This window comes from Methylobacterium sp. NPDC080182 (assembly GCF_050281105.1).
In the GTDB taxonomy this organism is placed as follows: Bacteria; Pseudomonadota; Alphaproteobacteria; order Rhizobiales; family Beijerinckiaceae; genus Methylobacterium.
In genome coordinates, this window is record NZ_JBNNWO010000002.1 from 420,284 (window position 1) to 434,278 (window position 13,995).

Sequence of the window (13,995 nt, forward strand, 5' to 3'; positions counted from 1 at the left end):
GTCACTCCGAACGCGCCACCTGGGTGCGGAACAGCGTCGCGAGGGTCCGCAACGTCCTGTTGTGCGGCTCGGCGAGGGACACCGTGTAGGCGCCCGGATCGATGTTCGGGACGGAGGCGGTGATGCGCACCGTCCGCTCGTCGATCTTGAGGACGGGCGCCCGCCACGTCTGACCGTTGGTGCCGCGGAACACCGCCAGCGTGTCCTTGCCAAGCCGGGGCGCGGTCCCGGGGAACGCGACTTCCGCGGCCCAGAGCTGCCCCGGCGACACGCGGAGCGCGTCGCCGGCATCCGGCAGGCTGTGGTGCAGATCCGGGACGTGCGGCGGGCCGCTGACGAGATGGCGCGGCTCCGGAACGAAGCGCGCCGGCGGCTCGGTGTCGGGGGCGATGAAGATCGAGGCGACGTCTTCGAGGATGCGCAGGCTACCGTCGGCGATCTGGACGATCGCGAGCGCGTAGCGTCCGAAGGACATCCCCGCGACGTCGATCTGGCCGGTGAAGCCGGACGTCGCGGCAGCGGGTTCACCGTACCACTTGGCCACGTCCGGACGGAGATCGCTCTGCAGGGCGACCCACGATGTCCCGGTGCGACCCGTCAGCCGCAGGTAGATCGCCTTCGGCGCCGGCCCGGAGACGTGCAGCCAGCCGCGCAGGAACACGGAGGCCCGCGCGACGACCGACGAGAGATCCAGGCTCCGGTTCAGGCGCTCGTCCGTGCGCAGCACGTCGAGGCTCCAGCCGCACTCGCTGCGCCGGACCGGCCTCAGCGTCAGGCGACGGAACGCGTCGGGCAGTTCCGGAACCGGGCGCGCGCGCGCCGCCGCCATCACGGCGGGCGACGCCTCCGGCGCGCGGGCCGCCTCGTCCCACGCGATCGCCGCGCTGGTCCAGGAGGCGGCGTTCGTCCGGTATCCCAGGGTCTCGAGCCGCAGGTCGAAACCGTGCCGCAGGTGGCTGGGAACCCGTCCGTGGCGCAGCGGCCGCGCCTCGATCAGGCGCTCGTAGAGGGCGCGGACCGACCCGAGGTGGCCGTCGGTGTCGGGGAAGGATTTCCGGCCGATGGAGGCCTGCATCCGGGCGAGGCGGGCGCGATCGTAGTGCAGCGCGATGAGGCGCGCGCGGACGGCGCCGGCATCGTCCGGCGGGACCTTGAACCCGTCGACCCCGTCCTCGACGCGCTCGGCCAGGGCCCCGATATCGGCGACGATCGGGACCAGGCCCGCCTGCCACGCCTCCGTCAGCGCGATGACGAACGTCTCGGGCCAGGTCGAGAGGTGCAGCGAGACATCGCAGCCGGCCAGCAGGCCGCCGATCGCGTGCTGCTCGTAGGCGCCCGTCACGGTGACTTGATCCGGTCCGAAGCCCGTGACCGCCTCGCGGTACGGGTCGTCGATGCGGCCGATCACCTTGAAATGGATGGGATAGGCCTCGCAGCTCCGGATCAGGTTGATCGCCTGCTGACCGCCCTTGTGGGCCGCGAGATTGCCCAGGATCGCCACGGTCAGCCGATCGCCGTCGCGCCTGCGCCTGGACACCGGCCGCGCCCCGGCCGGCGCGGTGTTCGGCGCCACCATCGGGATCTCGACGATCCGGTCGGCGGGGATGCCGGGGAAGTAGCGCCGGAGGTAACCCGCCGTGGCGGGCGTGCTCGTGACGAAGGCGTCGATCGCGTCGGTCACCAGGGTCATCATGCCGTCGCGGCGCGCCTTGGAGCCGGGCGGATACTGGTTTCCCGAGACCAGGCAGGCGTCGCACTGGTCCGCCCCGCGATTGACGACGTCGCAGAACCGGCCGGTGTGATCGAGCAGCAGCCAGCGCTCGCAGATCAGGAAATGGTCGTGCAGATGGTAGACGGTGGGTATGCCGCAGGCCCGCGCGATCAGCGGCAGCGACAGCGGGACGTGCATCAGGTGATGGATGTGGACGAGGTCGACCTGATGCTCGAACAGCAGCCTCTGGAAGATCCCCTCCACGAACGGGTCCGTCGAGAGCGGCGGCGTGACGGGACCGCAGGCGAAGCTCTCCGCGATCCCCGGGCCCTCGAGCCGGAGCGACCAGCGCCCGTCGCCGAAGACGGAGAAAAGGAACAGGACGCGGTACGGCTCGCCGAGCTCGGTCAGCAGTTCCTGATAGACCTCGACCCCGCCGCCGGGACGATGCCCCATCCGGTTGTGGGTGAGCATCAGGACCGTGCGGGGCGCTGACGGTTCGAGGGGCGGCCGGCGCGTCTGCGTCCGGCGCCGATCGATCACCGCATCCAGGATCGTCGCCACGCGATGGTCGTAGAGGTGTTCGGCGCGGGTCCGCGCCTGCGCGGCGCGCGCGCGCGCGATGCGGGCCTCCGGTTCGGTCAGGGCCGTCAGGATCGCCTCGACCGCACCGGCCTCGTCGTCGCAGAGCGCGATCTCGGCGCCCGGCGTGTAGTAGGCGGCCGTCTCCGGCTCGGGCGACACCACGACTTGGTAGCCGCCGGCCAGCGCCGTCTCGAACAGCCGCGGCGGCGGCGTCGAACCGGTCGCCTGATCGGCGCGCGCCGCCGAGAAGATCCGGGGCAGGGTGAGCACGACGCGACTGCGGTTCGCCAGGAGGGCGAAGTCGCGGTTCCCGCAGCGCCAGTCCGTGACGAGCGCCTCGTCCTCCAGCTCCGGCGGACCGATATGCGCGTTCCACGGCAGCGCCAGCTTGAACTTCACGTCCCGCGGCAGCTTGGCCGAGAGCGCGTTCAGGGTCGCGACCCTGTTCGGCCACGCCGTTCCGATGAAGAGGAGATCGTAGCGGTAGCGCGCGTCGTCCTCGAGCACCGGGAGATCGTGGAAGAGCGACGAGGCGCCGAGGGCGAGGTGGTGCGCCCGGCCCCCGTAGGCCGGGACCGTGGCAAGGTCGTTCGTGAAGACCAGATCGAAGACCCCCGACCCGCGCACGTTCGCCTCGCGCTCGTACGGATCCTCCGTGGTCCAGAGCACGCCGGTCCGGGCGAGCCCCGCGAGCCGACCGACCAGGGGCGCGTGCGCCCGCGCGCCGCCGAAAGCGATCAGCGTGTCGAGACCCTGCTCGACGAAGGTGGCCAGGGCATCGCCGTGCCCGCCGACATGAACCCGGCCGACCGCGGGATGCCGGCGCAGTGCGTCCGCGATGGCGAGCACGAGGTAGCGGTTGTGGGTCTGCGGCTCGGTGTCGAGCAGCAGGATCGACAGGTCGGACATGCGCGGTCTCGTCCGTCTCAGCGGCGGCGTGATCAGGCCGGGACCGTCAGGCGGCTCAGATCGAGCAGGCGCGCCGCGCGATGCCGGTAGGTGTGCTCGCGGAGCGCCCGCGCCTGCGCCCGGCGCGCGATCGCCTCGATCGCGCCGGGCTCGTCGAGCGACCGCTCGATGGCGCGCGCGATATCGGCCGCGCCGTCCACCAGCAGGATCTCCGTGTCCGGCTCGAAATGCGCGCAGATTTCCAGGCCGGTGACGAAGAACAGCTGCGCCGAGCCCGATAGGGCGACCTCGAAGGTGCGCGGTCCCGGCGTCGCCTGCGGGAGCGACAGCCGGCGATTGGCCACGTCGAGGTCGCGGCCGATGTTGAGCGTCAGCCGCGCCGCCGCGGCGTAGTCGGCCATCTGCGCCGGCGTGAGGCGGCGGTTCACCGCGCATCGGAGCGTGTCCGGCCACTCGGCGCCCAGGATCTCCACGACGTGCCGGCACAGCAGATCGTCGATCCGGCGCATCAGGGCGACGCGGTTCGGGTAGGCAACGCCGCAGAAGAACAGGACTGTCTCCCGCTCCGCCACCGGGGCGATCGGCCGGAAATGCCGGTCAGGCGCCGCGGCCAGCGGCAGGTGGTGGACGTCGGGGTGCCGGTAGTGCTGCGCCGCCCAGGAATCGTTGCTCACGACGATGTCGGCGTAGAGTTCCGCCTTGAAGGCGTAGTCGAACTCGTACGGGTCGTCCGTCAGCCAGAAGATCAGGACGGCACCCACGGCGTCCGCGGCGCGCCGAAGCGCGCGCAGATCCGCCAGGTCAGGCACGAGACTTCCGACCGCGATCACGACATCCGGCCGGGTCGCCCGGACCGCCGCGACCGCCAGTTCCAGAGGGGTGTGTCTGACGCGCTCGGCGCCGAGCAGTTCGGCGAAGCCCTCGGCCAGATCGCTCCGGATCCCGGGATTCCTGTTGAGCGCATCGGGGAAGGTGCTCGTGACCAGGACGTGCGGCCCGGCCAACGAGATCGCGCTGACGAAATTCATCCCTCGTGACCTCGGCGAGACGGGCCAGTTTTAATTGCAGGTTAATGCCAATTGTAAGTAGACACGCAACTGTCGCATGTCCATTTCGTCGATTAATTTCCCCCAACCACTTGGCGATTGGGTAATTTCGGGCAATTCAATGTTGGCAATCAGGAAGTATGGCACGGGATGAAGTGGCAATAGGCGCGCCGCACCCGCCGCGCGAGCCCTGCGCCGAGACGTTGCGCCCCTTCCTGCCGTGGTTGACCGGCACGCTCCTGCTGCTGGGCCCGAAGCCCGACGCGGGGAGCCGCGCGCGCTGGGCTTCCGACGCCACCCTCGTCGCCACGGCGGATGGCGCCGACCTGCCGGCTTCCACGCTCTTCGATGGCGTCGTGCTGACGGGGCTGCTGTCGTGTCGCGACGACGGGGGCCGGGACGCGCTCGACGCGACGATCGCTTGGGCCCAGGAACGGCTGCGGCCCGGCGGGCGGCTGATCCTCGTCATCGACAACGCCCTCTCGCTCCACGGACTCGCTGCGGGCTCCGAGACGGTGGGGCAGCGCGGCTTCCCGAGCCTCGAGGGACGCCTCAGGTCGGACGGCCTCCGGCTGCCCACGCGGGCAGGCCTGAAACGGTCCCTGCAGGCCCGCGGCCTGGCCTATCAGGAATGGTGGTTCCCGTTCCCGGGGCGGGAGGAGCCCGTGAGCTTCATCGCCGAGCGGGGCCTCGCGCGGCCGGGCGGGTTCGATCCCGGACTGCTCGCGATCGGCGCGGCCGGGCCGGATCCGGCAGCCCGCGCGGGCGCGCTGTTCTCGCCGCGGCGCGCCTGGGCGACGGTGGCGGAGCAGGGGCTCATCGGCGATCTGGCGCCCGCCTTCGTGATCGCGGCATCGGCGGAGCCGCTGCCGCCGGACGACCGGCTGGCGATCCACGCGGGTTTGCGCCGCCGGCCGGAATTCGAGCGGCTGGTGACCTTCGCGGAGGCCGGGTCGCAGATCGTGGTGCGCCGCGCGCGCGCGTATCCCGACCTTCCCGCCGCGGTTCGAGGCGTCACGAACCTGTTGCCGTCGGAGACCTACGTGCCGGGCTCCCTCTGGTCTGAAGTTCTCGAGGCGCGGCTGGCGCGGGAAGGCTGGTGCCCGGACGCCGTCGCCGCCTGGGCCGGGACGTGGCTTCAAGCCGTCTCGCGCCGCTTCGCGGCGGGAGCGCCGCTCGAGACCCAGACGATCCTCCCGGGACCGGCCCTCGACGCCATCCCGAAGAATCTCGTCTCGGGCGCCGACGGCACGTTCATAGACCTGGAATGGGAGCTCGGGGTCCCTCTGGACGCTGGCCACCTCGCCGTGCGGGGCTTGGTCAACGCGCTGACCGATGCGCGAGACTGGCGTCCCGGCGGGCTGTCCACGCTGACCCTTCTGGATGCCCTGCGCGCCCTGCTGCCGCGACTCGGGCTGGCTCTGGACGATGCGCAGCTCGCCGACCGGCTGGCCCGGGAAAGCCGTTTCCAGACGATCGCCAGCGACCGGGTGACGGAGCGCGGCCTGGACTGGGCGGCGGCGACGCGCCTGCCGGTCGGCGAAGAGACCCGGATCGACGCGGATCCGCGCGCTGCGCTCGCGGAGGCCTCCGCGGAGATCGCGCGGCTGCTCGAGGAGAACGCGGCCCTGCGCGCCGCGCGCGCCGCCGACGCCGCCGCGCACGAGGCCGCCGCGCGCGAAAGCGTCCGCCGCACCGACCGCGTGATCGCCTACGCGGCCGAGATGCACCGCGCGCGCGACCACCTCCAGGACACCCTCGACGCCCGCCGCGCTTCAGCCGGTGACGGCAGCGGCCTGTCCCTTCGCCTCCTGCGTCTCATCAGAGGAACCCCGTGATGCGGCTGCTCGTCGCCTGTGACCACCTGGCGCTGACGGGCGGCCTGCTCCGGTTCGAGCGGGTCGGGCGGGTGCTCGCGCGTCGCGGTCACGCGTTCGCGTACCTGACTCTGGGCACCGGCGAGGACGGGTTCGAGACGCGGCTGCCAGTCCTGCACCGCGAGGACGCCGCGCGCGCGAGCTGGGACGCCGTCATGGTGCCCGGCGGCGGCTTCCCGGATGCCACGATCGAGGGATTCGCGGACCTCCGGGCCCCGAACTTCGGCGCCCGGATCCAGCACCTCCTCAACGCGCCGGTGCGGCGCGACGCCTACGCGCGCGTCACGCGGACCCTCGCGCCCGACCTCGTCGTGGCGAACAACGACCACTGGGACGACGCCGCCCTCCAGGCCCTCGGCCTGCCGTGGCGGCGCCTCGTCGGTGCGGTCGATAGCGGGCTGTTCGCGCCGCCCGTCTCGCCGCCCGCGCGCGGCGCGCGGCGCCGGCTCGGCGGCATCGCCAACAAGCGCCCCGCCGCGCAGCTCGCGGCGCTCGACAGGCTCGGTGACGCGTGGGCCCTGCACTGGTTCGGACGGCCGGACTGGGGGCTGGTGGGCGCGCGCGCCGATCTGGTGGCGTCGGGCCGCCTCGTCGTGCACGGGCCGCTGCCCGAGTCCGACCTGCCCGCGTGGTATCACGGGCTCGACGCGTTCTGCAGCGCGGAGGCGCATGCCGGCTGGTGCAACCCGGCTGCGGAAGCGATGGCCTGCGGCACGCCGCTCGTCTCGACCGTGCACGGCACGCTGGCTTTCGCCGAGGACGGCGTCACGGCCCTGGTGGTGCCGGACGGTCCGGACGCGGCGCTGGGCGCGGCCATCGCGGAGGCCGTGGACAGGATCGCGACCGATCCGGCCGGCGCCGCGTCCCGGGCCGAGGCGGGACGGGCGCGGATCCGGGCGCTCGACTGGGACACCTACGCGGACGGTCTGCTCGCCGTCGTCGCGGAGGCGATCGCGCTGCGGGCGGGCCGGACCGATGCGGTGCGCCCGTCCGGCCCGCCGCGCGAGACCGCGCTGCGCCTCGCCGACCTCGCGAGCCGGGACGGGCCCCTGCCGGAGGATTTCGACGCCCTCGGCTATATCCGGCTGCACGCCGACCTCGCGGCGCTGTTCGAGCACGCGTGGCAGGGGCAGCTGCACTACCTCGAGCACGGCCGTCGCGAGGGCCGCATCTACCCCTCGAACCTGACGCGGGCCCAGCAGAAGGCCGCCCAGGCCTCGCGGATCGCGCTCGCGGTCGACGGGCTCGACGGCTCCGGCAAGTCGAGTATCGCGCGGCACGTCGCCGAGGCGCTCGGCGCCACGGTGCTCAACCCGTTCAGCGGTCCGGTCGGCGCCATCCTGGTCCACCTCGCCCGGACGGGGCAGCACGTGCTGGCCGACGACGTGGCGCACGCGGCCGTGGCGGCGGCGATCGCCAACGCCCCGCCGGGACCGGTCGTGTTCGACCGGCACTGGTTCACCGCCTCGCAGCTCCTCTCGCCGGCCTTTCGTCCGGGCTGGGAGCCGCGCCCGTTCACCGTCATGTGCTGGGCCGACCGTCCCACCACCATCGCCCGCATGGTCGCGCGCGGCGTCCCGAACCCGTCGGAGCACATGACCGAGGCCCGGATCGCCGGCTATCGGGCGCTCGCGGAGGAGTTGCGGGTGCCGCTCCTCGACACGTCCCGCATCGCGCCGGAGGAGGGGGCCGCGCAGGTGCTGGCGATGCTGGGCGAGAGCGGCCACACGGCGCGGCGCGCGTGATCGCCGCCTCGCGGCGCGGCCTGTATGGTCGCGTCTCGGAAGCGGGTGGCCACACCGGCCATCGGCGTCGCGGGAGGGCGGGGCGATCGTGTTGAAACTCGCGCGCGGCGACCGTGGCCGGAACGTCCTGCTGCTCGGCATCAGCCTCCTCTTCGTCGCCGCCGGCCTCGGGATGATCGCCACCGGCGCGGATGGCGGCGTCACGACGACGGTGTTCTTCGGCGTGTGCGCGGCCGTCGCCGTGTGGCAGCTGCGGCCGGACCTGCTCGAATCCGAGAGCCGGTCGGCGGGGTCGCTGGCGGCGCAGTTCCCCGGCCCCGTGATCCTGCGCGCCTCGGTGCGGAAACTCCTGTTCTTGGCCCTGATGGCCGCCGGCTTCGGCGGCGTCACGCTCTGGATGGTGCTGCACGAGGCGCCCTCCACGGCGATGCAACTGCTGCTCTGGCCGGGCGTCGCGCTCTTCCTCGGCGGCGTCCCCTTCCTCATCCTGACGGCGATCCGCGGCTCGGCGCTGCACCTCGACGAGACGGGCTTCACCGTCGTGCAGCTGGGCCGCGCGCGGCGCGTCCGGTGGCGTGACGTGAGCGTGTTCGAGCCGGTCTCCATGCCGGGTTCGGGGCAACGCCTCGTGACCTTCGACGACACGAGCGCCGGCGCGACGCGCCTCGGGGCGATGAACCGGCACCTGATCGGGCGCAACGCGGGTCTGCCGGACAGCTACGGGCTGGATCCCGACGCGCTCGCCAGCCTGCTCACGGCCTGGCGCAAGCGGGCCCTGCAGCGGGAGGACGATCGCGTCTGAGGCGCTTCGTCGGCTGCGCTCTGGCGACGAGGTCGCGGTCGGATGGCGCGCCTCAGCGCGTGACGATGCCGGGCTCCTGCCGACCGGGACGGGGCTGCACCACGAGGAGACCCGCCGAGTAGATCAGCGAGACGAGGAGCGCGACCGTCAGCGCGAGCGTGGCACCGTAGGGCTGGATCATCAGGTGGAGTGTCAGCAGGGTCAGGCCGAAGCCGAACACCCCGCGGATCGCGACGCTCGCCAGCCGCGCCATCGCCGCCCCGCCGATGCGGCGATGGAGGATGACGAAGGCGCTCGTCATCGTGACCGGGAAGGCGGCGATGACCCCGGTCCTGGCGGGGCCCAGCGCCGTACTCAGCGCCAGGAGGGCCGCGACGAACAGTGCGACGGCGCTCGCGCGGATCAGCAGATCCAGCGGGCGCGGCCGCGCGACGACGGTGCTCCGCACGAGGGTCGCGCGCACGACGTGCCGGGTCGAGAGCGCGCCGGCCCCGTAGACTAGGGCGTTCAGCAGGAACGCCGTCGTCGGCGTCCACGTGAGTGCCGAGACCGGCAGGGCTGCCGCGAGCCACGCGAGGATCGCCGGCCCGAGGGTGGCGGTCATGTCCCGGCCGGCCGCCCGGTGGGCGTAGACGATCAGGAACAGGCCCGTCGCGGCGTTCGCCGCGAAGCCGTTCAGGGCCGCCCCGGCCACGAAGGCGGCGTCGTGCTCCATCGCCATGAACACGTAGGCCGGCCCCGCGGAGACCGGCAGGCTGACGACGAGCGCGCCCCAGACCGGTCCCAGCCACTCGGCCAGGACGGAGGCGAGCACCACCACGGTCCCTGAGGTCAGCGCCCGGATCAGGGCCGTCAGCCAAATCGCCGCCAAGGTCGTTTCCCGCGCGTCGCGCCGCCGACCCGGGCCGGCATCGGAGCCGCGCCCTCGCTATCATGCGCGGCCTGTCCGGGCCAAAGCACCCGGCTGGCGAATCCGCCCGTCTGAAACCGGTCGCGGCGACCCGCGAGCGCCGGTGCGCCCCCGGAACCGGGGCGGGCGACCTCAGCCGACGGCGCGCGCGGCTTCCCGGACCTGGCGGGTGGCCGCGTCGACCTGCTCGTTGGCCCGCGCGATCGCCGCCATGCCGCCCGCGATGGTCCCGACCCCGCGGGCGGCCGTGTGCATGCTGCCGGAGATCTCCTGGGTCACCGCCGACTGCTCCTCCACGGCCGCCGCGATCGCCGCCGAGATCTCGTCGAGCGCCCGGATCGTGCCCTGGATCGAGCCGATCGCCGACACCGCCTCGCGCGTGGTGGCCTGCGTCGTGGTGATCTGGTCGCGGATCTGATCCGTGGCCTTGGCGGTCTGCTCGGCGAGCGCCTTCACTTCCGACGCCACGACCGCGAAGCCCTTGCCGGCGAGGCCCGCCCGGGCCGCCTCGATCGTGGCGTTGAGCGCGAGCAGGTTGGTCTGGGCCGCGATGCCCTGGATCATGGTCACGACGTCGCCGATCTGCGCCGCCTGCCCGCTCAGGCCCTCGACGATGGTGCTGGTGTGCCGGGCCTGCTCGACGGCCTCGCCGGCCATCCGCGCCGCGTGGCTGACCTGCTGGCTGATCTCCCCCACCGAGGCCGACAGTTCCTCGGCGCCCGAGGCCACGCTCTGGATATCGCCGGACACCCGCCCGGCGAGGTCGACGGCCTCCGCGGTCCGGCGGCTGGCGCCCTCGACGGCGGTGCCGATCGTGTCGAGGTCGACGCCGATCGCCCGCTGCGCCGCGACGCGCCGGTGGCGCTCCTGGACCTGCGCGGTGATGTCGGCGGCGAACTTGACGACCTTGAGGACGCAGCCGCTGGCGTCGAGGATCGGGTTGTAGGTCGCCTGGATCCAGACGTCACGGCCGCCCTTGGCGATGCGGCGGAACTCGCCGCCCGCGAACTCACCCCGGCCAAGGCCCTCCCAGAACGCGCGGTAGCCGGCACTCGACCGCTCGGCCGGGTCCACGAACACGCCGTGGTGCTGGCCCCGGATCTCCTCCAGGCGATACCCCATCGTCTCGAGGAAGTTGCCGTTGGCCTCCAGGATCGTGCCGGTCGGATCGAACGCGATCACCGCCTGCGACCGGTGCAGCGCCGCGATCTGACCGGCGTAGTCGAGCATCAGCAGCTTCTGCGCCGTGACGTCGGACGCGAACTTGACGACCTTCACGACGCGGCCCGCGCGGTCGAGCACCGGGTTGTAGCTCGCCTGCACCCAGACGTGGCGGCCGCCCCGGGCGATCCGCTTGAACTCGGCCACCTGATGGGTGCCCTGCCGCAGGGCGTCCCAGAAGGCGTGATACGCCGGGCTGTCCCGGTGCGCCGCCTCCACGAACAGGGCGTGGCGCTGGCCCCGGATGTCGGGCAGGGCGTAGCCCATCATCGTCAGGAAATTGGCGTTGGCCGTGATGATGGTGCCGTCCGGCTCGAACTCGATGACGGCCTGTGAGCGGTCGAGGGCATCGAATTTCGCCGCCAGACCTTCACGACCGCGCAGGGCGCCGAGCATGATCCCATCCCTTCTTGTCATTGCCGGGATCCCGAGTGCGAACACGCGGTTCTTCTTGGGATCTGCCGCTGATTTACTGTCACGGCATGACGGCCTCGCATAATGATTGCGCACAATCGTGAACGATGACTTAAATCTGAACGGCACAATAGTTCGAGATTGAGGGGATGTGAGATAGTGCAAAACTACCAGAGGAGTAAATTTTTACGCAATCTTCGATATCAGTGACCGTAAACTATACAATCGACGGTACGGATTTCGACGCCGAGATCCGGCGCCGTCATGCTCTCAGGTTGCACGGAAGTTCATATGCTAACGTAGAATAAGATTTCTGGTCTTCGCTACCGGATCGGCGCACCGCGACGCGATGCAGCTGGATGCCACGCGCCGGCACGATTCGACCGACCCGACGCCCGCGGTCGAAGGGACGCGGCCGGCTCCGTCAGATGTAGGTCGAGGCCAGCGCCGGCGAGCCGTCCAGGGCGTGGGCCAGCCTCTCCAGCCCGTGGGCGATCTGCTGCCGGGTCGAAGGGCCGCCGAGGCAGAGGCGGACGGCCTCGGGCGGCGTCCCCGCGACGCAGAAGGGGTCGCTGCCGACCACCCCGAGACCCGCCGCGCGGCCCTGGCTGGCGAAGGCCGAGCGCGTCCATCCCGCCGGCAGGGTGATCCAGACATGGAAGGCGTGCGGGTCCGCGACGTAGGCCTCGGAGGGCAGCAGCGCGGCCGCGAGGCTCTGGCGCGCGGCCGACTCGGCGCGGACGAAATCCACGATGGCGTCCGCCGTCCCGTCCGTGATCCAGCGCGTCGTCAGCGCGGTCGAGATCGGCGACGCCATCACGGTGGCAGCGCGCAGGGCGTCGCCGAGGGGCAGGGCGGCCCGCGCGTTCGGGGCAATCAGGAAGGCGAGGCGAAGGCCGGCGCCCAGGCACTTCGCGACGCCCGCCACGTAGTAGGTGATCTCGGGCGCCAGTTCGGCGAAGCTCGGCGGCGGTGCCGGGCAGATGCGCGCGTAGGCGTCGTCCTCGATGATGGTGACCGCGTAGCGGCGGGCCGTCGCGATGACGGCTTCGCGCCGGGCACGGGACAGGGTCGCGGTGGTCGGGTTCTGCAGCAGGGGATTGAGGTAGAGGGCCTTCGGCGCTCCCCGCGTGCAGGCGGCCGCGAAGGCGTCGGGGTCGAGCCCGTGGCGGTCCATCGGGAGGCCGACGAGGCGCAGGCCCCGGTGCGCCGCGAGGGTCCGGATACCCGGATAGGTGATTCGCTCGACGCAGATCGTGTCGCCCGCCTGCGCGACCTGTCCCAGGATGCTGGACAGGGCGCTGTGCGCGCCGGGGCAGATCAGCAGGCGCTCGCGCGCCGCCGCGATCCCGCGACCCGCGAGCCAGCGCAGCGCGGCCTCCTTGTCCGCCTCCGTCCCGCCGAAGCCCTGGTAGCGCAGGAGGTCGGCGAGATCGCCCGAGAGCTCCGCGAAGGACGACCGCATGCGGGCCCGCAGGCCGGGCAGGTCGGGTTCCGGGGGCAGGTTCATGGTGAAGTCGACCGGTCCCGGCCGCCGGGGAAGGGCTGGCCCAGCGGTGCGGGCGGCGTCCGCCGGGTCGACCACGAAGGTGCCCCGACCGACCCGGCCCTCGATCAGGCCGCGCCTGTGGGCCTCGACGTAGCCGCGGGACACGGTCGTGAAGTTGAGGTCGAGCGTGGCGGCGAGCGCGCGCTGGGTCGGCAGGCGCGTGCCCGGAAGCAGGTGGCCGGTCCGGATGTCGTCCGCCAGCGCGTCCGCGATGGCCAGGTAATGGGGCTTGCCCCAGCGCCTGAGGTCCGGCGTCCAGATACCGGCCGCGTCGCCCCGGTCGACCGACCGTCCTCCCCGCCCGCCAGCCTTCATCCGTCCAGCACCCGCGACCTGAAAACCGATCAATGATCGATTGTATGGCTTGCAAGCGCCGTACCGGGCGCGTGACGGCCTATCACGGCGCGACCGATGCGTGCAATGCGTACAATACTCGTCGCCGAAGCGCGCGTCATCTGGCGACGACGTGCGCAAATCCTGATGATGAATTGTGCGTCGTCGAGTAGAACCGGGCGGATCGACTTCGCTCAATTGATCGTATCATTGTATGCATCGTAGGGCGCGTTATTGAATGCATTCCTGACGGCTCCGATCTGGCACATGGCTTGCCATCCGACTGTCTGAACGTGCGCAGCATCCCCTGCCGCGGGTCAGACCATCGAGGAGCGTGAGCAATGCCTGCCGTGAACCGCGAGCCGCACAAGAAGGGCGACGTCCTGGTCGACTACGAGGAGAAGGTCTTCGAGGACGTGAAGGCCGAACCGGGCCAGAAGGCCCTCGTCACCTTCCACACCGTGGCGTTCGAGGGCTCGATCGGCCTCGTCAACCTGCTCCAGGCCACCCGCCTGCAGCGCAAGGGCTTCGAGACCTCGATCCTGCTCTACGGCCCGGGCATCACCCTCGGGGTCCAGCGCGGGTTCCCCCGGCTCGGCGACGAGGCCTTCCCGGGCCATCTCAACTTCAACAACCAGCTCGAGAAGTTCATGGCCGAGGGCGGCAAGGTCTACGCCTGCCGCTTCTCGACACAGGCCCTGTACGGGCACAGCGAGGCGGCCTTCATCGAGGGTATTCGCATGATCAACCCCCTCGACGTGCTCGACTGCATCCTCCTGCACAAGCGCGACAACGCGGTGATCATCGACACCTGGACCGTCTGACGACCGCGCCAACGCCCCCGGCGGCCGCGCGCGACGCGCGCAGCCGCTGGCTCAGCCGGAGGACCACCC

General features: G+C 71.9%; 9 protein-coding genes. 4 read left to right on the forward strand and 5 right to left on the reverse strand.

The features are described from left to right. Position 1: 1 nt before the first annotated feature. Entirely contained in the window at positions 2–3,205 is a 3,204-nt protein-coding gene (locus ACQKQD_RS05190) for a glycosyltransferase family protein (RefSeq protein WP_427507673.1), read from the reverse strand. 32 nt (positions 3,206–3,237) lie between these two features. Beyond that, positions 3,238–4,233, reverse strand: coding sequence for a glycosyltransferase family protein (locus ACQKQD_RS05195; protein WP_427507674.1), 996 nt, complete (start codon positions 4,231–4,233; stop codon positions 3,238–3,240). A gap of 158 nt (positions 4,234–4,391) precedes the next feature. On the opposite strand from ACQKQD_RS05195, the gene ACQKQD_RS05200 reads away from it, so the two are divergent. The 3 genes from ACQKQD_RS05200 to ACQKQD_RS05210 all read left to right on the forward strand — a co-directional run bounded on the left by ACQKQD_RS05200 (position 4,392) and on the right by ACQKQD_RS05210 (position 8,675). Next, positions 4,392–6,089: a hypothetical protein gene (locus ACQKQD_RS05200; RefSeq protein ID WP_427507675.1), complete on the forward strand. Its 1,698-nt coding sequence runs from the start codon at positions 4,392–4,394 to the stop codon at positions 6,087–6,089. Then, positions 6,089–7,873 carry a glycosyltransferase gene (locus tag ACQKQD_RS05205; RefSeq protein WP_427507676.1) on the forward strand — a complete coding sequence of 595 codons (1,785 nt, stop codon included), beginning with the start codon at positions 6,089–6,091 and terminating at the stop codon, positions 7,871–7,873. The genes ACQKQD_RS05200 and ACQKQD_RS05205 overlap by 1 nt, the downstream gene beginning before the upstream one ends. Before the next feature lie 88 nt (positions 7,874–7,961). Beyond that, positions 7,962–8,675: a hypothetical protein gene (locus tag ACQKQD_RS05210; RefSeq protein ID WP_427507677.1), complete on the forward strand. Its 714-nt coding sequence runs from the start codon at positions 7,962–7,964 to the stop codon at positions 8,673–8,675. A 52-nt stretch (positions 8,676–8,727) separates the two neighbouring features. Here the strand turns inward: ACQKQD_RS05210 and ACQKQD_RS05215 are convergent, their stop codons facing one another. The 3 genes from ACQKQD_RS05215 to ACQKQD_RS05225 all read right to left on the reverse strand — a co-directional run bounded on the left by ACQKQD_RS05215 (position 8,728) and on the right by ACQKQD_RS05225 (position 13,084). After that, the gene (locus tag ACQKQD_RS05215; RefSeq protein WP_427507678.1) at positions 8,728–9,546 is read right to left on the reverse strand and encodes a hypothetical protein; all 819 of its coding nucleotides are present in this window, start codon (positions 9,544–9,546) and stop codon (positions 8,728–8,730) included. Positions 9,547–9,717: 171 nt separating this feature from the next. After that, a complete protein-coding gene (locus ACQKQD_RS05220) occupies positions 9,718–11,202 on the reverse strand; it encodes a methyl-accepting chemotaxis protein (RefSeq protein ID WP_427507679.1) in 1,485 nt (494 codons plus the stop codon). Positions 11,203–11,644: 442 nt separating this feature from the next. Then, entirely contained in the window at positions 11,645–13,084 is a 1,440-nt protein-coding gene (locus tag ACQKQD_RS05225; RefSeq protein WP_427507680.1) for a PLP-dependent aminotransferase family protein, read from the reverse strand. Between the two features lie 359 nt (positions 13,085–13,443). Here ACQKQD_RS05225 and ACQKQD_RS05230 point away from each other — a divergent pair, with 359 nt between their 5' ends. Further along, positions 13,444–13,926: an MSMEG_0572/Sll0783 family nitrogen starvation response protein gene (locus tag ACQKQD_RS05230; protein ID WP_020091615.1), complete on the forward strand. Its 483-nt coding sequence runs from the start codon at positions 13,444–13,446 to the stop codon at positions 13,924–13,926. The last annotated feature ends 69 nt before the right edge of the window (positions 13,927–13,995 follow it).

Excerpts from the sequence above, each read along its gene's own strand:
- ACQKQD_RS05190 (WP_427507673.1), bottom strand. The coding sequence starts at position 3,205 with ATGTCCGACCTGTCGATCCTGCTGCTCGACACCGAGCCGCAGACCCAC.
- ACQKQD_RS05195 (WP_427507674.1), bottom strand. The coding sequence starts at position 4,233 with ATGAATTTCGTCAGCGCGATCTCGTTGGCCGGGCCGCACGTCCTGGTC.
- ACQKQD_RS05200 (WP_427507675.1), top strand. The coding sequence starts at position 4,392 with ATGGCACGGGATGAAGTGGCAATAGGCGCGCCGCACCCGCCGCGCGAG.
- ACQKQD_RS05205 (WP_427507676.1), top strand. The coding sequence starts at position 6,089 with ATGCGGCTGCTCGTCGCCTGTGACCACCTGGCGCTGACGGGCGGCCTG.
- ACQKQD_RS05220 (WP_427507679.1), bottom strand. The coding sequence starts at position 11,202 with ATGCTCGGCGCCCTGCGCGGTCGTGAAGGTCTGGCGGCGAAATTCGAT.
- ACQKQD_RS05225 (WP_427507680.1), bottom strand. The coding sequence starts at position 13,084 with ATGAAGGCTGGCGGGCGGGGAGGACGGTCGGTCGACCGGGGCGACGCG.
- ACQKQD_RS05230 (WP_020091615.1), top strand. The coding sequence starts at position 13,444 with ATGCCTGCCGTGAACCGCGAGCCGCACAAGAAGGGCGACGTCCTGGTC.